This window comes from Hwanghaeella grinnelliae (assembly GCF_004005845.1).
GTDB lineage: Bacteria > Pseudomonadota > Alphaproteobacteria > UBA8366 > Aestuariispiraceae > Hwanghaeella > Hwanghaeella grinnelliae.
Genome location: NZ_SADE01000001.1, coordinates 1,029,104 through 1,050,037, shown reverse-complemented (window position 1 = coordinate 1,050,037; position 20,934 = coordinate 1,029,104). Strand labels below are relative to the sequence as shown.

Genomic DNA, 20,934 nt, shown 5'->3' with positions numbered 1-20,934 from the left:
CCTCTAAACTCCCCCTCACACGACGGAAGGAGTATGATAGGTCCAAATCAGTTTGGATACAAAGATGCTAAATTTAGTATTTAGTTACCTTCGATCTCTTCACGAAGGATCTCGAGTTCCAGCCATTCTTCCTCAAGCTGTTCCAGTTCGGCTTGCTTTTGCCCCAAGGCCGTCGCCGTCGTCTCATACCGTTTCGGATCGTTTGCATATAGTCCCGGATCGGCCAGAACGTCTTGCAGCCGGGCCACCTCCGTCTGTGTCTTGGCGACCCGGTCCGGCAAGGTCTTCAAGGCATGTTGCTGATTGAAGCTCAGCTTCCGCTTGGCGCCGGTTTGCACCGGTTTGCCTTGCGCATTCTTGTCTTTCTTCGCGTCGGACTTCCCCGGCTGACCGCCCCCCTCCGTTTCGGTCTGGGCCGCAACGCGCCGCGCGGCGAGGCGCTGGGCGGCCATGTCGGAATAACCGCCGGCATATTCGGTCCAAACCCCATCGCCCGTGCTGAAAAGCACATTGCTGACGGTACGGTCCAAAAAATCTCGGTCATGGCTGACCAGAATGACCGTTCCGGCATAATCGCCGATCATTTCCTGCAACAGGTCGAGTGTTTCCAGATCCAGATCATTGGTCGGTTCGTCGAGGATCATCAGGTTCGAGGGTTGGGCCAGTGCGCGCGCAAGCATCAGCCTGCCGCGTTCGCCGCCGGATAGTCTGCTTATCGGCGTTCGGACCTGTTCCGGGGAAAACAGGAAATCCTGCAGATAGCCCATCACATGCTTCGTTTCACCGCCGACCGAAACGGTTTCCCCGCCGCCATGGGTGATCGCTTCCGCCAGCGTCCATGTGGGCTTCAGACTTTCCCTGCTTTGATCGAGCGTGATGATCTGCAAGTTGGCGCCCAAACGCACCACGCCGCTATCGGGTTGCAGGTCGCCCAGCAGGGTCTTCAGCAAGGTTGTCTTGCCCGCACCGTTTGGGCCGACAATGCCAACCCGATCCCCACGTTGAACCCGAAGGTCCAGGTCGCGGATCACTGCCCTGCCGTCGAACGACTTCGTCACGCCTTTCATCTCGGCGACCAGCTTGCCCGAGGTTTGCCCCTCGGCCGCCTTCATTTGGGCCGCCCCCGGCACTTTCTTGCGGTTCCGCTTCTCTTCACGAATACCGTTCAACGCGCGCAAGCGTCCCTGGTTCCGTTTGCGTCGGGCCGTAACCCCGCGGCGCAGCCATTCCATCTCCCGCAGGAATTTCCGGTCCAGCTTGTGTTTTTCCTGCTCCATTTGCTCAACCAATGTATCGCGCCAGTCTTCGAAGTGCTTGAACCCCTTGTCGAGTTTGCGGCTGACACCTTGATAGAGCCAGACGGTTTCGCGCGAGAGCGTATCGAGAACACGGCGATCGTGGCTGATCAGGACGATGGCGGAACGCAGACCGCGCAGCTCTTGCTCAAGCCATTCGATAGCGGACAGATCCAAATGGTTGGTCGGCTCGTCCAGCAGCAGGATATCCGGTTCGGGCCCAAGCACGCGGGCCAGCGCGCAGCGCCGCGCCTCCCCACCGGAAAAGGTTGCCGGGTCTTCGTCCCCGGTCAGGCCGAGCGCTTCCAGGATCACACGGCCCGGATGGGGGTCATGCCCTTCCACGAACCCGGCGGCTACATAATCATATGCTGTGGCATAGCCCGTGAAGTCGGGCTCCTGCGGCAGGAAAGCGACGGTCGTGCCCGGTTGCCGGAACACCTCGCCGCCATCCGGGTCCAGCAAACCGGCAGCCACCTTCAAAAGGGTCGATTTGCCGGAACCGTTGCGACCGACCAGGCAGACGCGCGCGCCTTCCTCAACCGCGAGTTCAGCCCCCGTGAGCAGCGGCGTCCCACCAAAGGTGATGTGAATGTCGCGAAGATGAAGAATGGGGGGGGACATAGTCGAACGGCGCTCCTGCGGAAAAGAGCGCCTGTCTACTAGACGCGGCCTGCGCGAACAATGGCATTGCGGGCAAGGGCTTACCCAAAACACTTGAATCAAACCCTGAGTCACGGTCCATTGATGGGAACGAAACAAGAACTAAAGTTGCATTCAATCATGATCGAACCGACCCTTTTGGAGATTTCCGCCAAACAGGCCAGATCCCTTGTGCTGGCCTTGCAGGGCCTGTCCGATGCGCCGGGGCGGCGGATCGGCGTCGACGGGTTGTACGACCTGATCGAACGCATGGGTTATGTGCAACTGGACAGCGTCAATACAGTCGCGCGCGCCCATCACATGATCCTGTTTTCGCGCAACCAAACCTACCGGCCCAAACATCTTGCACATCTGCATGAAAAAGACGCCCGCCTGTTTGAAAACTGGACTCACGATGCCAGCCTGATACCGACGAAATTCTTCCCCTATTGGCGGCACAAATTCGAGCGCGAAGCGGAAAGCCTGGCGGTCAGGTTCACCCGGTGGCACGAAAAGGATTTTCGCGCGGTCGTCGACGGTGTCGTCGGACGGATCCGGGATGAAGGTCCCTTGATGTCCCGGCATTTCGAGGCTGACGAACCCAAGAAGTCCGCCGGTTGGTGGAACTGGCACGACAGCAAGATCGCGCTGGAGTTTCTCTGGCGCACAGGACATCTCTCCGTCGCCCGCCGGGAAGGATTTCAGAAGGTCTACGACCTGTCCGAACACGTCATCCCCGACCCGCATTTTTCGGAACGTCATGACCACGACGCCTTCGTGGATTGGGCTTGCCGCGCGGCGCTTCAGCGCCTTGGCACCGGCACGCCCGGGGAGATATCCCGTTTCTTCGATCTTATCACCGTGGCTGAGGCAAAGGCTTGGTGCGACCAAGCCGGCCCTGAAGATGCGGTGCCGGTCTTGGTCCACGCACAGGACGGATCGAAACCACGAAAGGCCGTTGCGCGCCCGGATATCGAAACCCTGCTGGCGAATACACCCGACGCGCCCAGCCGTGTCCGCGTGCTGAGCCCTTTCGATCCCGTGATCCGCGACAGGGTGCGGTTGAAGCGACTGTTCGACTATGACTATCGGATCGAGATCTTCGTACCCGCCCCGAAGCGCCAATACGGCTATTACGTATTTCCCTTGTTGGAAGGCGATCGGCTGATCGGGCGGATCGACATGAAGGCCGATAAATCGGCGGATGCCCTGACCGTCACCGGCTTGTGGCTGGAACCCGGGGTCAAGACGGGCAAGGGCCGGCAAACCGCGTTGGAAGCGGAACTGGATCGTATAAGGCGCTTTACGGATGTCGGCCAAATCGTCTGGGAAAAAGGATATCGCCGCGATCCGCCCTGAAATCGATTGAAAGCCCCGCACGCGGTAGCCAGTGTGTCCCGGCAAGGTTAGCATGGCCGAGATAAGAAGGTTCAAAGGGCGGGGACACATGACATACGAGTTTCGGGAAGGGACGACGCCGCTGCTCGTCAGCATTCCCCATGCCGGTCTCGGCATACCCGAGCCCATCGCGGCACGCATGACGGACAAAGCGCGGGAGTTGGGGGATACGGATTGGCATGTCCCTGAACTGTATGATTTTTTGCACGCGATGGGCGCATCCGTTCTGGCCGCCACACAGTCGCGCTATGTCGTCGATCTGAACCGCCCGCCAGACGGTGCATCGCTGTATCCGGGACAAGCAACGACGGGGCTTGCACCCACCACGACCTTCGACGGCGAACCGCTTTACCAAAAGGGCGAAGAACCCGACGCCCGCGAGATCGATATCCGCGTCGATCTGTATTGGCACCCCTATCACACGAAGCTTCTGGATGAATTGGAGCATTTGAAACGGCAATACGGCTACGCGCTTTTATGGGACGCCCATTCCATCAGATCGCGTGTCCCACGGCTGTTCGACGGCGGTCTTCCGGATATGAATTTCGGGACCAATGAAGGGCGCAGCTGCGACACGAAGCTGACGAAACGGATATTGGCCGTCGCGGAAGATGTCACCGAATTCACCCACGTTTTGAACGGCCGCTTCAAGGGTGGTTTCATTACGCGGAACTATGGAAACCCGGACCTGGATATCCACGCCGTTCAGTTGGAGTTGTCACAGGCGACCTATATGGACGAGACCCCGCCATACAATTTCAGACCCGAAAAAGCGGACAGAATTAGACCCACCCTGCAGCTTCTTTTGGAAACCATGTTGGCGTGGAAACCGTCCGGGTAACGGATTTGTGCAGCGTGTAACATTGACACGTAATGGGAGAGGCGTTATTTCTCCTCTCACAGCGCCGAGTTAAAGCCAACTTGCGGGCGCTTTATAAATGCAGCTAAAGCGGAGGACCCTGTCCAGCTTGTAGCTGTGACAGGTTTTTTTATGCCGGATTGGTCCACCACAGTTACGGACCCGCGGGATTTGATGGGCAGCTTGCATCCGCGTTACCACTGCTAAAGCGCCACGGAGTTACCTCCGTGGGCCCGTGTTTTGGCTCGACGGAGGTGCGCATGACTCAATCCTATTTTCCGATTTTCTGGGACACCGACTCCGGCACGGCGCTGGTCGTAGGCGGCGGCGAAAATGCTGCCCGCAAGGTCCGCCTGCTTGTCGCCGCGCGCGCCCGCGTTCATGTCGTCGCCCCCACGGCGGGCGAAGAAATCCAGGCATTTGCCGAGGAAGACCGGATAATTTTGTCGCGCCGGCCCGTCGGTGAAGACGACATCGCTGGGGCGGCCATCGTGATCGCAGCGACAGGCGACAATGACGTCGATTCATATTGCGCCGCTATCGCCCAGGCCCATGGCGTAAAAGTGAACGTCGTCGACCGGCCGGACCTGTCGAGTTTCATCGTTCCGTCGATCGTCGATCGTTCGCCCATCCTTGTCGCCATTTCAAGCGCCGGCACCTCCCCTGTCCTGGCGCGACGGATCCGTGAACGGATAGAAGCATCTCTTTCCCCAAATCTAGGCAAACTCGCTGAATTCGCGGCCTCGCTGCGCAGCACGGTGGCCGAACGGCTGAACGACGGACGGAAAAGGCGAGCGTTCTGGGAACTCTTCCTGGATGGATACGGCGCGGAAGGCGTGCTTGAAAACCGGCCCGATGCCGGACGGCAGGCGGCGGATGAACTTCTCGGCGCCCTGGCCCGGGACGAAAAGCCGAAGGGTCGCGTCACCTTGGTCGGCGCCGGCCCCGGTGCGGCCGATCTGCTCACGCTCCGCGCGCTGCGGGCGCTTCAGCAAGCCGATATCATTGTCTATGATGCCCTGGTCGGGCCCGAGATCCTGGACCTCGCGCGTCGCGATGCTTTCCGGCTCTTTGTCGGGAAGGCGAAGGGTCGCCATAGCTACAGCCAGGACCGCATAAACGGAATCCTCATCGACGAAGCCCGTCGCGGTTCATCTGTCGTACGGCTTAAAGGTGGCGACCCATTCGTCTTCGGACGCGGTGGGGAAGAAGTCGCCGCCCTGCGCAACGCCGAAATCGATGTCGATGTCATCCCGGGCATCACTGCGGCGACCGGCGCGGCGGCTGCGCTGCGCCTGCCGTTGACCCAACGCGACCTGGCGAATGTGGTCAGCTTCGCAACAGCCCATCCCGCGGCCGGCAAGGACGAGCCCGACTTCGCCGCCCTGGCCGACCCGAACCAAACCGCCGTGATCTACATGGGCAAGACGAAGGCGGCGGAAATCACCACCGCTTTGATCAAGCTTGGCCGACGCCCGGATACACCGGTGGCCGTCATTGAGAACGCGACTTTATCCAATCAACGAATTTTGACCGGACCGTTATGCGACTTGCCGGGCATTGCAGCTATTTCGGATCTAACCGGTCCCGCCTTGATCGTGATCGGCGACGTGGTGGCCGAAGCAGACCTGACCGGCGCGGAGACCTTCGCGCAAACAGCGACAAAGGACCGGGCCGTCGCGTGACGACGCCGCCCCGCATTGTGGAGAAGACAGTCATGGCCAAAAAGCAGATTTACGCCGAAGCGATTACGGGCAACCGGCTGACCGATGGTGCCGTCGTCTACCTCAACCCTGTCGGGGGGTGGACCGAAAAGGTCGAGGAAGCCGCCGTCGCAAACAGCCCCGACGAACGGCAGCCATTGGAAGCAAAGGCCAATGCGGGCTTGGCGGGACAACTGATCACCCATTGGGAAATCGCCGAGGTTGAACACCGGGACGGAAAATTGACCGCGGTCAAGAACAAGGAAGCGATCCGCTCACGCGGGCCGACGGTCCGCCGCGACCTTGGCAAACAAGCCGAAATCTACGCGTAAGCCAATAAGACAGACGCATTCTTTCGAGGATTTGACCGATGTATCGTTACGATGAATTCGACCATGACTTTGTTCGCCAGCGCGTCGCGCAATTCAAGGACCAAGTGGAACGGCGCCTGTCCGGCGACTTGACCGAAGATGAATTCAAACCTCTGCGCCTGCAGAACGGCCTGTACCTGCAACTGCATGCCTACATGCTGCGCGTGGCCGTCCCCTACGGCACCTTGTCGTCCAAGCAAATGCGCAAACTGGCGCATATCGCGCGCAAATACGACAAGGGCTATGGCCATTTCACCACCCGCCAGAACATCCAGTACAACTGGCCGACCCTGGTCGACACGCCCGCCATTCTGGAAGAACTGGCCGAAGTCGAAATGCATGCGATCCAAACCAGTGGGAATTGCATTCGAAACACCACCGCGGATCATTTCGCAGGCGCCGCGGCAGACGAAATCGAGGACCCGCGGGTTTGGTGCGAAATCATCCGGCAATGGTCGACCCTGCACCCGGAATTCGCCTTCCTGCCGCGCAAGTTCAAAATCGCCGTCATCGGCACGAAAGAGGACCGCGCGGCCATCCAGGTCCATGACATCGGCTTGGCGCTGGTTCGCAATTATGCGGGCGAAACCGGCTTTGCCGTCTATGTCGGCGGTGGCCAGGGCCGCACGCCGATGATCGCGAAGAAGGTCCGCGATTTCCTGCCCAAGGAACACCTGCTGAGCTATCTGGAAGCGATCCTGCGCGTCTACAACCAATTCGGCCGGCGCGACAACAAGTACAAGGCACGGATCAAGATCCTCGTGCACGAAACCGGCACCCAGGAATTGACCGACGCAATCGAAGCGGAGTGGGAAGAGATCAAGGATACGGTCTTCACCCTGCCGCAGGAGGAAGTGGATCGGATCGCGGCCTATTTCGAACCGCCGCGTTTCGAAACCCGTCCGATTACATCCGCCAAATTGCAGGCGGACAAGGACGCCAACCCCGACTTTGCCGATTGGGTCGATCGCAACGTCGCCCCGCACAAGCAGGCCGGCTACGGCATCGTCACGATCTCACTGAAAGGGATCGGCGAGGCGCCCGGCGATGCAAGCGCGGAACAGATGGACGCGGTCGCGGATCTGACCGAACGTTACAGCTATGATGAGGTTCGTGTTTCCCACGAACAGAACCTTGTTCTTCCGCATGTCGCGCTCGACGATCTGTTCGCGGTTTGGAACGGATTGCGCGACGTGGACCTGGCGACATCGAATGTCGGTTTCGTGACCGACATCATCGCCTGCCCCGGTCTGGACTATTGCGCCCTTGCGAATGCGCGGTCGATCCCGGTGGCTCAGAACATCAGCAAGCGCTTCGCCGATCCAGACCGTCAAAAGGAAATCGGTCCGTTGAAGCTGAAGATTTCCGGCTGCATCAATGCATGCGGGCACCATCATGTCGGCCATATCGGGATTCTGGGCGTCGATCGGAAGAACGAGGAGTTCTACCAAATCACGCTCGGCGGCAGTGCCGATGAAAACACCTCAATCGGCAAGATCATCGGCCAGGGTTTCTCCAGCGACGAGATAACCGACGCCGTGGAGAATGTGGTCGACACCTATATCGATATCCGCACATCGCCGGATGAAAGCTTCATCGATGCATACCGCCGCGTCGGCGAAACGCCGTTCAAGGAACGGCTATACGGGAGGGCATGATCATGAGTTTCTGGAAACCGCTTATCGATTGGAACGCGTCCCACAAGTACCACGCCGCGAACCGGACCGAAGCCAAATGGGGCGTCGGTATCGGACTTCGGAAACCGGTGGACACCGTCACCCTGCCGGACGGCAAGCACCCGGATGCAAACCACGCGTTTGCGATCGGCGTGACACCCGCCCTGCCCGCCGTCGCGCCGGGCGACATTCACGGCGCGTTTTAGCGCACCCTATTGTTGGAGGATCAATCGATGCCTTTGTTCAAATATGGAAAAGAGATCGCCGACGAATGGGTCCCGGCCGAAGACGGCGCCGCCCTGCCCGATGCATCCCATGTCATCGTGCCGCTATCCCGATGGCGTGAGGTTCGTCATGAGTTGATCAGTCGTCCGGCCCAGGCCGGGGTCGCGCTGGCCGCCGGTGAACTCGCGGACGAAATTGTCGAAGACTTGCCGCATCTGGCGCTTGTGCAGGTCCACTTCCCAAACTTCGCAGACGGCCGGGCTTTCTCGACCGCGCGCGCCCTGCGCGAACGGCATGGCTTCAAGGGCGAAATCCGCGCCACCGGCGACGTGCTGCTGGATCAAATTCACTTCATGCAGCGCTGCGGCATCGACGCCTTTCACGTAACCAATGAGCCCACGATCCGCCGCTTGCGGGAAGGCAGGCTGGCCGGGATCGACCTGTTCTACCAGCCGGCGCGCGATGGACGGACGACCATCATCAACCTGCGCCGCCGCGGTGCGGCCGGCTCCGAACGTTTGGCGTCGTAATGACCATGAAGGACATCGATACGACATCGCAAACAGGCGACCCGGCGCTGCCGGAAACGAAAGCCGCGCAATGGCATCCCGATACGGTCGGCGTGCATGGCGGCATCCGGCGCAGCGGGTTTGAGGAAACCGCGGAAGCGGTCTACCTGACCTCCGGCTATGTCTATGGGAAGGCGGAAGAGGCGGAAGCCGCCTTCAAGGGCGATCTCGATCGCTATATCTATAGCCGCTATGGCAATCCCACCGTCGACATGTTCCAGGAACGCCTGGCGCAGATTGAAGGCGCGGAACAATGTTTCGCGACAGCAAGCGGGATGTCCGCCGTTTTCACGGCCTTGATTTCCTTGCTGAAGGCGGGCGACCGACTGGTGGCGAGCCGCGCGCTGTTCGGATCCTGTTTCTTCATCTGCAACGATATCCTGCCGCGCTACGGTGTTGAGACGGAATTCGTCGACGGAACCGACCCGGATCAATGGCGCGAGGCGCTTTCAAAATCCACCGATGTCGTATTCCTTGAAACCCCGACCAATCCGGGCCTGGAATTGATCGACCTTGAATTCGTAGCGGCCTTGGCAAAATCCGCCGGCGCAAAACTGGTTATCGACAACGTGTTCGCGACACCGCTGCTACAGAAACCGATCGACCTTGGCGCGGATGTCGTCGTCTATTCAGCGACCAAGCATATCGACGGTCAGGGGCGCTGCCTGGGCGGTGCGATCCTGGGCACGAAAAAATACTGCACCGAAGACCTGATGCCTTTCATCCGCCATACCGGCCCCAGCATGAGCCCCTTCAATGCCTGGGTGCTGCTGAAAGGCTTGGAAACGCTGAACCTGCGGGTCGACCGGCAATGCCAGTCGGCGTTGGCGCTGGCCGGGTGGCTGGAAGCCGATACCCGCGTGCGGACCGTCTCCTACCCGTTCCTGAAGTCGCACCCGCAACACAACCTGGCCGTCACGCAGATGCGCCAGGGCGGCACGGTCGTCACCTTCGAGATCGACGGCGGACGGGCAGCTGCCTTCCGGGTCCTGAACAAGCTTCGGCTGATCCGTATTTCCAACAACCTCGGCGACGCCAAAAGTCTGGTGACCCATCCGGCCTCGACCACCCATTCGCGCCTGACGCCAGAGGAACGCGCCCGCGTCGGCATTTCCGAAGGCATGATCCGCCTGTCGGTTGGGCTTGAGCATTATGACGATTTGGCCAAGGATCTGAACGACGCCCTGAATTGACGTGATCGCGCGTTAAGGGTGACGGGTAATGATTGATTGGGAGACGGCCAAGTGAGTGATTCCAGCGGTGTTCGTGGTTTGACCGCGGATGAGTGCGCCAAACTTATCGAATCGGGTGAGGCGGAACTGATCGACGTGCGCGAAGAAAACGAATGGCAGGTCGAGCGCATTCCTGGCGCGGATCTTTACCCCCTGTCCAATTTCGGCCAGCGCCGTCCGCAAGGCTCCCCCGATAAGATCGGCATATTCCATTGCCGCAGCGGCCGCCGCACCTATGACTATTTCCGGTTTTTCGAATTGAACGACTATAAGGAAGTCTTCCACATGGAAGGCGGTATCCTGGACTGGAAGGCGCAGGGACATCCCACCGAGAGCTGACTTCAAGACGTCGATCCCAATTCTCTAATAAACATACCCTTGTCCGTTTAAGCGAAAAATTTTTCGGATAACATAGTTTTGTCAACAGCCGTTGACATAGTCTGCAGCATTTTCGCCTCGCTTTGACGCATGTTTGACACCGCACTTGATACACACCGCTTCCCAACACAGCGGGCTTGCTTTCCACGTTCAGGAAAGCCCAACCCGACCGAACTAATTTAAGAAGTGGTAGTGAGATTTCAGATGAAATGGACCAAAGCGATCCAGCAGGAACTGGCTGTCTTGAAGGCGTGCCCTTCCAAAAAGGAAGAGACTTCAGCCGTTTCGCGCATTCAAAAAGCAATTTGGGAAAAAGTGCGTTCGCAAGCCGGCCGGCACAACATTCGCCGCGACCTGCTCTCGTTGATTGAATTCCTCGGCACATCCTCCACGGCGCGCGGTACGACACGGCGGCAACTCGCCCATGACATAGTCCAAGTATTGGAACCGTTGGCGGCCTTGGAAGAGAAAGGCGACGACTATGATTTCGCGCAGCAGGAAGCCTATCTGATCGACCGGCTGACGCAACGCATGGTCGACAAGCTGCAGCTGCTTCGGGAATTCTATCCGACCGACACCGTAACGGAAACTGGCGTTCGGAAGACCTTCACCCCCTTGCCTGTGCGCCCGAACTATCTGCTGACCGACGCCGCCGATATGATGATACAACATGCGGTGCGGACCATCATTCAGCGCACCATGCGTGACAAGTATATGGCGGCCGTAATCTACGGCAGCATCCCCTTTCCGAACGCAGAGGCGGAAGGATCAAGCAAAGCCTTCGACAGCATCGCGGAAAAGTTCATCCCACGCTTCCGAAAGAACGCTGCTGAGGTCGATGCAGCCTGGCGCAAGGTCTGCCAGCGCTATTGTGAAGTCGACGTTTTCCGGGTGGAAGGAGAGAACAACGCCGAAAAAGCCGCGATCGACATCGTCCGCGCCATGCGGACGGAAGCGAAGATTTTTGGCGTACACCTGCCCCGACAGATCGACTTGGGCTTGATCGAACTGTTTACCCGCCTTTCGCGCCCGGGCCTTGTGGAATCGTTGAAGGACGTTGCCAGCGCCACAAACCATGAAGACGGTGACCCCTATCTGCGCCGGATGCTGGAACGGGTTTGCAATCGCAGCATGCCGCTGGAAGGCGACTTGGTGATGTTGGCCGCATTGCATATGCCGGACTGCACCAAACGCTTGCCGGTCCATGCGGCGAACGGATCCTGCATCGGGTCTTGCCGGTCCCGTAGCGAGATGCTGTCCGTCCGCAGCGTCCTGGCGAGCGAACTTCAACGACTGCCGGGCGAATGCATCGATCTTTTGAGCCGCCACTGCGCCGGTGACCGGTTGACCATCGAGAACTTGGAAATGATCATCCGGCTAGCGCTTGACCTTGTCATCAACTTGAGCCGCGCCCGGTTCGCGCCTGAAATGGAACCGCTCGAACGCCTCCTCGCCCACATTGACGGGTCCGGGAAGATTGCCAATTGGCTTAAAGACACACGCTTTCAGTCGGACATCGACCCGATGACGGATGTCCTGACCGAAGCGTTGACCCAGATGGACGGACGCCATTTGGCCGCCGCTTAAGGGTAGTCGGTCGCGACCCGGAATCCCACATCATAGGAAACGCGGTCCATCAGCCCGCCGTACCGATAGGTTGCCGTGGAGACGTAACGGTCGAAATACCATGACCCGCCGCGGCGGGTGCGGCGGGTGCAATCGGCTTCCCGGTCGGACTGATAATCCTCCACCCAGCAGCTGGAGGTCCATTCCATGACATTCCCCAGCATGTCGTAAAGGCCGTAACCGTTCGGCTTCAGGCTGGCGACGGGGAAGGTCTGGTGATGCCAGTCGGGGGTGCATTTGTTGCAATTGGCGCGGCCCATGCCGTCCACCCTTTTTCGCGCGGGGCCGTTGGCCCCGCCATGGGCGGCGAATTCCCATTCCTCTTCGGTCGGCAGGCGATAAGCCCGCCCCGTCTGCGCGCTCAACCAGTCGATGAAGGCTTGGACCTGATGATAGTCCACATAGATGACAGGCCGGTCGGGTTGATCCCAGCCCCTGGTATGGCGTGGCGGCGTGCAGCCCCCATCGGCAACGCACATGTTCCATTGCGCATAGGTCGTTTCGGTTCGCGCGATGGCGAAGGGCCGCGCCAGGGTCACCATTCGCGCCGGGCGTTCGGCGGCCTTGCCATGGTCGTATCCCATCAGAAAGGGTTCCGGGTGGATCGGCACCATTTCGGGGCACAACCCGCAATCCTTGAACGGTTCATCCGCCCACGCCGTGAATCCGAACCCGGCGGCAAAGAGTAAAATCGCGATCAGAAGGCCGCTAATCCGACCAAACAGTCTTGCCATGCCGCACCACTTCCTTGCACGGGTTGTCGCCGATCCGATAGCTAAGATCCGCCGGGCTTTCCACATCCCAAAAGACGAAGTCACCGGTTTTGCCGACCTCCAATGTCCCGTATTTCTTGGACAGGCCAAGCGCCGCCGCGCCGTTACGGGTGATGCCGGCCAAGGCTTCCTCCGGCGTCATCCGGAACAGGGTGCAGGCCATGTTCAGCATCAGCAACAGGGAAACGGCCGGGCTAGACCCGGGATTGTTATCCGTCGCCAAGGCGATCGGCACGCCATGGCGGCGAAACCCGTCCACCGGCGGCAGGGTTTTCTCCCGCAGGAAATAGAACGCGCCGGGCAACAGGACCGCGACCGTGCCGGCGGATGCCATCGCGGCAATCCCGGCATCGCTGGTATATTCCAAATGGTCGGCGGAGAGGGCATCGAAGGACGCCGCCAGCGCCGCGCCATCCAGGTCCGAGAGTTGATCGGCATGAAGCTTCACCGGCAGGCCCAGGCCGCGCGCCGTTTCAAAAACCCGCGCCGTCTGCTCCGGCGTGAACCCGATCCCCTCACAGAAGGCATCGACCGCATCCGCCAATCCCTCCTCTGCGACAGCAGGCAGAACCTCACCGCAGACAAGATCGATATAATCATCCGCCCGATCCGTGTATTCCGGCGGCAGGGCATGCGCCCCCAGGAAGGTGGTGCGCACCGTCACCGGCAATTCCAGCGCCAGCCGCCGGGCGACCCGCAGCATCTTCACTTCGGTGTCGAGGTCCAGGCCGTAACCGGATTTGACCTCCATGACCGTCACGCCTTCCGCCAGCAAGCGGCGCACCCGCTGTTTGGCGGTATCGAAAAGCTCCTGTTCCGTCGCCGCCCGGGTTGCCTTCACCGTGGAGAGGATGCCGCCGCCGGCGCGCGCGATTTCCTCATAGCTCGCCCCTTCCAGCCGCAACTCGAACTCGGCCCCGCGGCTGCCGCCATGGACGATATGGGTGTGGCAATCGACAAGCCCGGGGGTGACCCATCTACCGTCGCCATCCGCCACGCTCCAGGCAAGTTTGCCGGGCTCGCCGGGTAGCTCCGCCGCGGTGCCGACCCAGGCGATGTCGCCGTGCTCAACCGCAATCGCCCCATCCTTGATCGCACCGTAACGCTCGCCGCCCGGCACCATCGTAGCCAGGTTCACGTTGATCCAAATTTCATCCCACACGCAGTAGACCTCCCAGATAGGCACGCAACAGGGAAACAGGTGCTTGCCGCCGCGCGTTTCCCGTCAGACATTGCCTTTGACAAAATGCTGGCCGATCCTAACGAAGCACAGCCGAGAAGACGAGGCATATGGAACTCTTCACACCGAGCCTGATGACCCCCACCGGTTGGCGGTCCAATAGCGTCATTCGCATCGAAGACGGCTGGATCACGGCCATTGAAAATGCAGACCATCCGCCGAACGGTGCGGAAAAAGCACTGGGCCCGGTGCTGCCCGGCATGCCGAACCTGCATTCCCATGCTTTCCAGCGCGCGATGGCCGGCTTGACCGAACGCTGGGGCTCGCCCACCGACTCGTTCTGGTCCTGGCGCGATCTGATGTATCGCTTCGTCGGGCGGCTGACGCCGGACGACATCCGCACCATCGCCCTGCAGCTCTATATCGAATGCCTGAAACAAGGCTATACGGCTGTGGCGGAGTTTCACTATTTGCATAATCAGGCCGGCGGTGAATCTTATGACAATCCGGCTGAAACCAGCCTTCAAATTCTCGCCGCCGCGCAGGATGCCGGTATCGGCCTGACCCATCTGCCGGTTCTTTACGCCCATGGCGGATTCGGCAACCAACCCTTGGGCGAGGCGCAGGCGCGTTTCCGCACCGACCCTGAGCGTATTCTGGAAATCGCGGCGGCCATCCGGTCGGCTGCGGATGGCAGTCCGGACATCGCCGTGGGGGCCGCACCGCATTCCCTGCGCGCCGCCGACCCGGACATGATCGCCGATCTTGCCCAAGGCCTGCGCCGGATTGATCCGGCCGCGCCGCTGCACATTCATATCGCCGAACAGGTGAAGGAGGTCGAGGATTGCCTGGCGTGGTGCGGCAAGCGTCCGGTCGACCTATTGGCCGACACGCAGGACCTGGACGACACCTGGTGCCTTGTCCACGCAACCCATCTGACGGACGCGGAAACGACACGCATCGCCGAAAGCGGCGCGATCGCGGGCCTATGCCCGACGACCGAGGCCAGTCTGGGCGACGGGTTGTTCCCCCTGGTTCCCTACCGGGACGCAAAGGGCGCATTCGGCATCGGTTCGGACAGCCATGTCTGCCGCGACCCGGCGGAAGAACTGCGCCTGCTTGAATACGGACAACGTTTGACGTTGCGCGCCCGCAATATCGCGGCGAGCGAATTGGACCCTTCCACGGGCGGGAGCCTGTGGCGAGCGGCGGTCGCCGGCGGGGCCAAGGCCTGTGGCCGCTCAATCGCGGGCATCGAAGTGGGCCAGCGAGCTGACCTTGTCGTCCTGAACGGCACCCATACGGACCTGACTGGCCGCACGGGCGACGCGGTCACCGACACCGTCGTATTTTCCGGCGGGCACGGTTTTGTCCGCGACGTGATGGTCGGCGGCAAATGGACCGTCAAGGACGGCCGCCACGCCTTGGAAGAAAAGGCGGCGGACGATTTCCGCCTTACCCTAACGCGTCTGCTTGCCTAAACGGAGATTGGGGATCGGATCAGTCCGGCTCCCCATCCTTCAGCCATTGCTCGTATTCCGCCCGCGCGTCGTCATTCGGCGGGTATAGGCCCTGGGTTGGCCTGCCCTTGGAAACCTCCCGCTGCACGAAACGCTCGAGGCGTTCCTGTTCGGTCCCGTCGCGGGCGACCTCATCGGCAAGTTCCAGGGGGATGACGACCGCCCCGTCGCCATCGGCAACCACGACATCGCCCGGATCCACCAGCGCACCGCCGCAGCCGACACGGCATTGCACGTCGGCCGGGGTCAGCGCTCCAATATTGGCCGGCGCCACAGCGCCCGGGCAGAAGATCGGGAAATTGACCGGCAGAATGCCCGCTTTGTCCCGCATCGAGGCATCGCTGACGACGCCGGCGACACCGCGCGCCTTCAAGCGCGCGACCAGAATATCCCCAAGCACCCCGGCGCGCAGTTCCCCGCCGCCGGAGATGACAAGAACTTGGCCTTCCGGGCATTCCTCAATCGCTTTGCGCTGGGCGTTCAGATCCGATCCAAGATATGCGGGCGTGGCGATATCCTCTCTCATCGGCACCAAACGTAGCGTGTAGGCTTGGCCGACCAAACGTTCATCCGGCCCGGAAAACGGCTTCGGCCCAAACATCGCACAGGCGCGGATGCCACGCTTCAGCAATTGCATGGTGATGGTCGCCGTCGAAACATGCTTCAACAAGGCGAGGCTTTCGGCCGATACGGATGCGGTCATCGTTAATCCCCCTGATTTACCCGGCCTGATTTAGCCGGTGTATTTTCCAGTGCTTTTTCCAGTCCATTTTCAGGCCCCCGACGTTTCATACATAAGGCGGGCCGACTGTGTTGTTCTATCTGAACAGTACCGGTCCCCTGCCCGAACGTCACCGGCGGAAAACCGGCATTGCGGCACCATATCTTTGATTGGGAGCAACAAATGTCCTTTCCATAAGGAAAGGCAAATGGTTGCTGTGAAAATGTCACAGTAAAAAATTAATATTACCAAGTAACTCTAGTTTTGACTTGGTGTTTTACTTAACATCCCCTTAGACTAGACCCCGTCGAATCTCGAATCGCACATCATGAATTCGCGTAACACAAATTCACTAGGGGAATTTCCGTGGCTTGGCTGGCAGCCGTCGATTACCGGCAGGGAACGCGTCACAAGGCGCACCAGATGCCTTGCCATGACTTCGGCACGGTCGCCAAACCAACTTGGGATAGCGTCGTCGGGTCGATCGCCGAAGGTACTGCGCGGGGGCGTCTGTCCCATATCGGCGCGCAAGTGGCCGCGAAAACCGCCGCCGAAAGTTTGGACGAGATTACCCGTACCGGAACCCTTCCGGATGAAACGGACCTGCGCCGTATCCTGAAACGGGTCCGGCTTGTATTGACCCATGAAGCCGCTGAACGGAACTGCGATTTGTCCGACCTGGCGACGACACTGATCGCCTTCGCGTTGACGCCGGATAAGATAGCGGCATTGCAACTGGGTGAAGGTTTTCTGATCGCGGCCTCGCCCGCGCGCCCGTATCACAGCGTTGGCGGAAACGACACCGGCGCCCCCCGTTTCGTGACGGATGAGGACGCGGAAGACGCCGTCGCGATCGCCGTCGACGAAGGCCCCGTTTCCTTCATCGCCGCCGGGACGAACGGCTTGCAGACACTTTCCATCAGCGCCGAGGACGGCCGCCCGCATTCCCCCTTCCTGCGCCCGCTGAACCGTTATCTCAGCACGGCCGAAAGCGATGATGAAATCCATATGGGCATTCGGGAATTCCTGCGCTCGGACCGGCTGGCCGAACGCGTCGATGACGATATGACATTGATGCTCTGCGGTTGGCGCAGCGAACCCGGTTGGGAGAACCGCGCCGGATGACCCAACCCATTGGCAAGTCGAAACGGGGTGGCCCCGGCGCCCCGAACAAGGACCGTGCGACCCCGCGATCCATCCGCCGTGTCGGCCCGCTTCTCGCCCCCCCGCCCCCGATTGTCTTCCGGACGCCGCAGCGCCCGGCACCATCCGACGATGCGCCAAACCTGTTTTATCGCGTCGTTCCGTCCGAACGCGGAGAAAGCCAAGCGGCACTCGACTTGTCCGCCGATCATGGCACGCGTGTGCCGGCCCTATCCGTGGTCTGTTGCGTCACCGGCGTTTCCCTGGCGGATATCGCGCCCATGGTTCTGCACGAACCGATGCGGATCCGCTTCGCGATTCCGGATGTGCCCGGCAATATCCGGCTCGAGGCGGCCGATCCCGACGATACCTCCATCAGCATTCAACACCCGCCGGCACGGACACGCAGCTTCGGTGTAGAACGGACCCAAGGCCTGCGGCGTGTTGTCATACCCAAATTGCCCGCTTTCGCGGGATTCCGCCGCCGCGGCTAATCCGCCCCGACACAATCGCCAAGCAGTATTGCAAAGTCCGGGCGTCCGCTATGGCGGTGATACGCTTTGCCCCCCACATGTAATGTCTCACCTGCCGAACCGGTTTCCGTTCCGTCGGCACATTGACAAAAGTCATCGCCGGAACAGGACGGCAGCCATCGGATCGACGGCGTGAGTTTGTATCGTCAAAATCAGACCGAGAGGCACCTCACATGGCCATTAATCTCGAAATCACCTATCGCGATTTCCCTGAACCCATCCTGGCGGAAGAACGCATCGGCGAACGCATCGAGAAGCTGGAGCGCCTGTTTCCAAGGCTTCAGTCCCTGCGCGTCGTTTCCGAACAGATCCAACACAGCAAACATAAAGGAAAGCTCTACCAGGTCCGACTGGACGCGGTGATGCCGGGCGGCGAAATCACCATCGACAAAAGCCATGCCGACAAGGATTCCCATGCAGATTTCTTCGTCGCCTTGCGGGACTCCTTCAATGCCCTGGAAAGCCGGCTTCACACCTTTGTCGATAAAAAGAACCTGGATGTGAAACACCACGAGACCCCGCCGCATGGCGTCGTGAAATCGGTTTTCCCCGATCACGGTTTCATTCGGGATTCAGAGGGGCTGGAAATCTATTTCCACGCCAACAGCGTGGTGGACGGCAAATTCGACGATGTGGCCGTCGGGACCGAGGTGCGCTATACGGCCATCGACAATGAAAGCGCGAAAGGCCCGCAGGCGACTTCCGTACACCTTATCGGCAAGCATCATCTGCATTAAAGCGATGCCCGAATAGCGGCCTTAGGCCGAAAGATAAGGAATTAGTGGGTGGTGGCGCCCTTGTCGGTGCCATCGCCCGCCGGCGTTTTAGCGGTTGAAATGGCGCCGTCACCGGCGCCGTTGGACTTGCGGGACGGGGCGGCAGGCGGCGCTTCCCGCTGCATGGCGCCCGATTTCAGGCCGATCGGAATATGCGCTTTCACGCCGTCCCCGGCTGTCTTTTCTACACCAGCGCGGCTGTAACGGCCTTCAACCTCGGCGCCCGCCTCGACTTCGAGGATCTCGTGGTCGACATCGCCATAGACCTTCGCCGTATCGCCCAGGCGCACTTTCCGTGCCCTGATCTCGCCGTGAACTTCGCCAAATACCACGAGATTCTCGACAACCGCTTCGCCATGCAATTGCCCGGTGGCCCCGATGGTCAATTGCGCGCAATCGACATTGCCATGCAGAATGCCGTCAAGCTGGACATCCGCCCCGCCCGACAGATCGCCGGTAATAACCGTACCCGCCGCAATAACCGTCGGCATGGCCGTTGATCGGGGCGCCGTTTTCGGCGCGTTATCGCTAAAAAGACCCATCAGGAACCCCCTCGTTGGGATGACATTATCGCACTGGATACGCCTTTGCGACAGGAATCACCCAACATTTACTGAAACTGTAAGATTAAACCGGCGTACAGAATGCCGGAACCGGGGTACATCTTACTCTAGCCTCAGCCCCCTACTCCGCCGCGCGTTGTGTGACGGACAATTCCCCCAAATACTTCTCGGCGTCCAGCGCGGCCATGCACCCCATACCGGCCGCCGTCACAGCCTGACGATAATGCTTGTCCACAACATCGCCCGCAGCGAAAACACCTGGAACGTTTGTATGCGTCGTCCCCGTCTTGGTCAGGATATAGCCTTCACCATCCATCTCGACCTTGCCCTTGAACACCTTGGTCGCGGGATCGTGCCCGATGGCGACAAAAACGCCGTGCACCTGACGTTCCGTGATCTCGCCCGTCTGGGTGTCGCGCAGTTTCACGCCGGTGACACCAAGCGGTTCATCGTCGCCGACAATCTCGTCAATTGCAGCGTTCCAGACCACTTCGATCTTCTCGTTTTCCATCAGACGGTCCTGCAGGATCTTTTCGGACCGCAGCGCGTCGCGGCGATGAACCAGGGTCACTTTGCTGGCATGGTTGATCAGGTAAAGCGCTTCCTCGACCGCGGTATTGCCGCCGCCGACCACGATGACCTCTTTGCCGCGGAAGAAGAAGCCGTCGCAGGTGGCACAGGCCGAAACGCCGTATCCCTGGAATTTCTGTTCCGAGTCCAACCCCAGCCAGCGCGCCTGGGCGCCCGTGGTGATGATCACCGCGTCAGCGGTATAGACAGAGCCGCCATCGGTCACCGCGCGAAGGGGCGTGGCGCTGAAATCCACATCGGTCACAATGTCATAAATGATTTCCGTACCGACATTTTCCGCCTGCTTGCGCATTTCTTCCATCAGCCAAGGGCCCTGGATCGGATCGGCGAAACCGGGATAGTTCTCGACATCCGTCGTGATCGTCAGCTGACCGCCGGGCTGCAGACCGGCAATGACCACCGGCTCCAGATTGGCCCGCGCGGCATAGACCGCGGCGGTATATCCCGCCGGCCCGGATCCGATAATCAAGGTTTTACAATGCCGCTCTGCCATACTGCCCTCTCTCAAAACGCATCCGGCCCGCAAAGTTTTGCCAGGACCGGGGCCTCATCATCTTAGTTAAGTGCCAAACTTAGTCACCGGACCGGTGAGTGCAATCCAAACGGCACTGAAAATCCCCGTGATGCGCCGCTATGGCTGATTTTTAGTGCCGCTCCAGGATGACATGATCGAATTCGGTTCCGTCCGCCGCCGTCGCGGGCGTTCGCGACAGTTCGCGCCAGTCCGCCGGGTCCAACGCCGGAAAGACCGTATCCCCGTCAGGGTTCAGGCGCACTTCGGTAAGGTCGATCCGGTCGACCTTGTCGAAAGCCTGCCGGTACAGACTGCCGCCGCCGATCAGGCAAACCTCGTCCACGCCAAGCTCACCGGCAAGCCGGTCGGCTTCCGCCAGGGCCGCGTCCAGGTCATCGAAAACCAGCGCCCCATCGGCTTGGAAGCCGGGCTGGTGCGTGACGACCAGATTGGGGCGGCCGGGCAATGGCTTTCGCGGCAGGGATTCCCAAGTCTTGCGGCCCATCACCAGGGGTTTGCCCATGGTGACCGCCTTGAACCGTTTCAGGTCTTCGGGCAGGTGCCAGGGCAAGTCGCCATCCCGCCCGATGACGCGGTTTTCGGCCATAGCCACGACGATCACCAGTTTCGACACAGGCATCTTCCT

The 20,934-nt window shown here is 60.3% G+C and carries 21 protein-coding genes; 14 read left to right on the top strand and 7 right to left on the bottom strand.

Going from position 1 to position 20,934, the window contains the following annotated elements:
- Window positions 1-80: 80 nt before the first annotated feature.
- On the bottom strand, window positions 81-1,919 hold the full coding sequence (locus tag EOI86_RS04735; RefSeq protein WP_127763963.1) for an ABC-F family ATP-binding cassette domain-containing protein: 1,839 nt from the start codon (window positions 1,917-1,919) through the stop codon (window positions 81-83).
- A 159-nt stretch (window positions 1,920-2,078) separates the two neighbouring features.
- Between EOI86_RS04735 and EOI86_RS04730 the strand changes: the two genes are divergently transcribed.
- The 10 genes from EOI86_RS04730 (at window position 2,079) to EOI86_RS04685 (ending at window position 11,935) form a co-directional block, all read left to right on the top strand.
- Window positions 2,079-3,296: a winged helix-turn-helix domain-containing protein gene (locus EOI86_RS04730; protein ID WP_127763962.1), complete on the top strand. Its 1,218-nt coding sequence runs from the start codon at window positions 2,079-2,081 to the stop codon at window positions 3,294-3,296.
- An 88-nt stretch (window positions 3,297-3,384) separates the two neighbouring features.
- Entirely contained in the window at window positions 3,385-4,176 is a 792-nt protein-coding gene (gene hutG / locus EOI86_RS04725; protein WP_127763961.1) for an N-formylglutamate deformylase, read from the top strand.
- Window positions 4,177-4,454: 278 nt separating this feature from the next.
- A complete protein-coding gene (cysG, locus tag EOI86_RS04720; RefSeq protein WP_127763960.1) occupies window positions 4,455-5,879 on the top strand; it encodes a siroheme synthase CysG in 1,425 nt (474 codons plus the stop codon).
- A gap of 32 nt (window positions 5,880-5,911) precedes the next feature.
- Entirely contained in the window at window positions 5,912-6,229 is a 318-nt protein-coding gene (locus tag EOI86_RS24520) for a DUF2849 domain-containing protein (protein ID WP_161973702.1), read from the top strand.
- A 38-nt stretch (window positions 6,230-6,267) separates the two neighbouring features.
- Window positions 6,268-7,926 (top strand): nitrite/sulfite reductase, encoded by a 1,659-nt coding sequence (locus EOI86_RS04710; RefSeq protein ID WP_127763958.1) that lies wholly within the window; start codon window positions 6,268-6,270, stop codon window positions 7,924-7,926.
- A 2-nt stretch (window positions 7,927-7,928) separates the two neighbouring features.
- Window positions 7,929-8,150 (top strand): hypothetical protein, encoded by a 222-nt coding sequence (locus EOI86_RS04705; protein WP_127763957.1) that lies wholly within the window; start codon window positions 7,929-7,931, stop codon window positions 8,148-8,150.
- A gap of 27 nt (window positions 8,151-8,177) precedes the next feature.
- Entirely contained in the window at window positions 8,178-8,699 is a 522-nt protein-coding gene (locus tag EOI86_RS04700) for a DUF934 domain-containing protein (protein WP_127763956.1), read from the top strand.
- A 5-nt stretch (window positions 8,700-8,704) separates the two neighbouring features.
- Window positions 8,705-9,931, top strand: a complete 1,227-nt coding sequence (locus tag EOI86_RS04695; protein WP_127765124.1) for an O-succinylhomoserine sulfhydrylase — start codon at window positions 8,705-8,707, stop codon at window positions 9,929-9,931.
- A 51-nt stretch (window positions 9,932-9,982) separates the two neighbouring features.
- A complete protein-coding gene (locus tag EOI86_RS04690; RefSeq protein WP_161973701.1) occupies window positions 9,983-10,309 on the top strand; it encodes a rhodanese-like domain-containing protein in 327 nt (108 codons plus the stop codon).
- A 243-nt stretch (window positions 10,310-10,552) separates the two neighbouring features.
- Window positions 10,553-11,935: a hypothetical protein gene (locus EOI86_RS04685; protein WP_127763954.1), complete on the top strand. Its 1,383-nt coding sequence runs from the start codon at window positions 10,553-10,555 to the stop codon at window positions 11,933-11,935.
- Here EOI86_RS04685 and EOI86_RS04680 read toward each other — a convergent pair.
- Both EOI86_RS04680 and hutI read right to left on the bottom strand, forming a co-directional pair.
- Complete coding sequence (locus tag EOI86_RS04680) at window positions 11,932-12,708, bottom strand: formylglycine-generating enzyme family protein (protein WP_161973700.1); 777 nt, start codon at window positions 12,706-12,708, stop codon at window positions 11,932-11,934. The two genes, EOI86_RS04685 and EOI86_RS04680, sit on opposite strands and share 4 nt — an antisense overlap.
- Window positions 12,683-13,870 carry an imidazolonepropionase gene (gene hutI / locus EOI86_RS04675; protein ID WP_240035618.1) on the bottom strand — a complete coding sequence of 396 codons (1,188 nt, stop codon included), beginning with the start codon at window positions 13,868-13,870 and terminating at the stop codon, window positions 12,683-12,685. The genes EOI86_RS04680 and hutI overlap by 26 nt, the downstream gene beginning before the upstream one ends.
- A gap of 167 nt (window positions 13,871-14,037) precedes the next feature.
- Between hutI and EOI86_RS04670 the strand changes: the two genes are divergently transcribed.
- Complete coding sequence (locus EOI86_RS04670) at window positions 14,038-15,408, top strand: formimidoylglutamate deiminase (RefSeq protein WP_127763951.1); 1,371 nt, start codon at window positions 14,038-14,040, stop codon at window positions 15,406-15,408.
- A gap of 19 nt (window positions 15,409-15,427) precedes the next feature.
- Here the strand turns inward: EOI86_RS04670 and EOI86_RS04665 are convergent, their stop codons facing one another.
- Window positions 15,428-16,150, bottom strand: coding sequence for a ribonuclease activity regulator RraA (locus EOI86_RS04665; protein WP_127763950.1), 723 nt, complete (start codon window positions 16,148-16,150; stop codon window positions 15,428-15,430).
- Window positions 16,151-16,534: 384 nt separating this feature from the next.
- Between EOI86_RS04665 and EOI86_RS04660 the strand changes: the two genes are divergently transcribed.
- From EOI86_RS04660 to EOI86_RS04650, 3 genes are all read left to right on the top strand, one after another.
- Complete coding sequence (locus tag EOI86_RS04660) at window positions 16,535-17,293, top strand: PP2C family serine/threonine-protein phosphatase (RefSeq protein WP_127763949.1); 759 nt, start codon at window positions 16,535-16,537, stop codon at window positions 17,291-17,293.
- A complete protein-coding gene (locus EOI86_RS04655) occupies window positions 17,290-17,805 on the top strand; it encodes a hypothetical protein (RefSeq protein ID WP_127763948.1) in 516 nt (171 codons plus the stop codon). The genes EOI86_RS04660 and EOI86_RS04655 overlap by 4 nt, the downstream gene beginning before the upstream one ends.
- A 212-nt stretch (window positions 17,806-18,017) precedes the next feature.
- Window positions 18,018-18,581 (top strand): HPF/RaiA family ribosome-associated protein, encoded by a 564-nt coding sequence (locus EOI86_RS04650; protein WP_127763947.1) that lies wholly within the window; start codon window positions 18,018-18,020, stop codon window positions 18,579-18,581.
- A 41-nt stretch (window positions 18,582-18,622) separates the two neighbouring features.
- Here EOI86_RS04650 and EOI86_RS04645 read toward each other — a convergent pair whose 3' ends face one another.
- The 3 genes from EOI86_RS04645 to EOI86_RS04635 all read right to left on the bottom strand — a co-directional run bounded on the left by EOI86_RS04645 (window position 18,623) and on the right by EOI86_RS04635 (window position 20,922).
- Window positions 18,623-19,162 (bottom strand): bactofilin family protein, encoded by a 540-nt coding sequence (locus tag EOI86_RS04645; RefSeq protein ID WP_127763946.1) that lies wholly within the window; start codon window positions 19,160-19,162, stop codon window positions 18,623-18,625.
- Window positions 19,163-19,304: 142 nt separating this feature from the next.
- Entirely contained in the window at window positions 19,305-20,267 is a 963-nt protein-coding gene (trxB, locus tag EOI86_RS04640; RefSeq protein ID WP_127763945.1) for a thioredoxin-disulfide reductase, read from the bottom strand.
- Window positions 20,268-20,418: 151 nt separating this feature from the next.
- Entirely contained in the window at window positions 20,419-20,922 is a 504-nt protein-coding gene (locus EOI86_RS04635) for a dihydrofolate reductase (protein WP_205032058.1), read from the bottom strand.
- Between the last annotated feature and the right edge of the window lie 12 nt (window positions 20,923-20,934).

Coding starts and splice junctions, on each gene's coding strand:
- EOI86_RS04735 (WP_127763963.1), bottom strand. CDS start 1,919: ATGTCCCCCCCCATTCTTCATCTTCGCGACATTCACATCACCTTTGGT.
- EOI86_RS04730 (WP_127763962.1), top strand. CDS start 2,079: ATGATCGAACCGACCCTTTTGGAGATTTCCGCCAAACAGGCCAGATCC.
- hutG (WP_127763961.1), top strand. CDS start 3,385: ATGACATACGAGTTTCGGGAAGGGACGACGCCGCTGCTCGTCAGCATT.
- cysG (WP_127763960.1), top strand. CDS start 4,455: ATGACTCAATCCTATTTTCCGATTTTCTGGGACACCGACTCCGGCACG.
- EOI86_RS24520 (WP_161973702.1), top strand. CDS start 5,912: ATGGCCAAAAAGCAGATTTACGCCGAAGCGATTACGGGCAACCGGCTG.
- EOI86_RS04710 (WP_127763958.1), top strand. CDS start 6,268: ATGTATCGTTACGATGAATTCGACCATGACTTTGTTCGCCAGCGCGTC.
- EOI86_RS04705 (WP_127763957.1), top strand. CDS start 7,929: ATGAGTTTCTGGAAACCGCTTATCGATTGGAACGCGTCCCACAAGTAC.
- EOI86_RS04700 (WP_127763956.1), top strand. CDS start 8,178: ATGCCTTTGTTCAAATATGGAAAAGAGATCGCCGACGAATGGGTCCCG.
- EOI86_RS04695 (WP_127765124.1), top strand. CDS start 8,705: ATGAAGGACATCGATACGACATCGCAAACAGGCGACCCGGCGCTGCCG.
- EOI86_RS04685 (WP_127763954.1), top strand. CDS start 10,553: ATGAAATGGACCAAAGCGATCCAGCAGGAACTGGCTGTCTTGAAGGCG.
- EOI86_RS04680 (WP_161973700.1), bottom strand. CDS start 12,708: ATGGCAAGACTGTTTGGTCGGATTAGCGGCCTTCTGATCGCGATTTTA.
- hutI (WP_240035618.1), bottom strand. CDS start 13,870: ATGGTGCCGGGCGGCGAGCGTTACGGTGCGATCAAGGATGGGGCGATT.
- EOI86_RS04670 (WP_127763951.1), top strand. CDS start 14,038: ATGGAACTCTTCACACCGAGCCTGATGACCCCCACCGGTTGGCGGTCC.
- EOI86_RS04665 (WP_127763950.1), bottom strand. CDS start 16,150: ATGACCGCATCCGTATCGGCCGAAAGCCTCGCCTTGTTGAAGCATGTT.
- EOI86_RS04655 (WP_127763948.1), top strand. CDS start 17,290: ATGACCCAACCCATTGGCAAGTCGAAACGGGGTGGCCCCGGCGCCCCG.
- EOI86_RS04650 (WP_127763947.1), top strand. CDS start 18,018: ATGGCCATTAATCTCGAAATCACCTATCGCGATTTCCCTGAACCCATC.
- EOI86_RS04645 (WP_127763946.1), bottom strand. CDS start 19,162: ATGGGTCTTTTTAGCGATAACGCGCCGAAAACGGCGCCCCGATCAACG.
- trxB (WP_127763945.1), bottom strand. CDS start 20,267: ATGGCAGAGCGGCATTGTAAAACCTTGATTATCGGATCCGGGCCGGCG.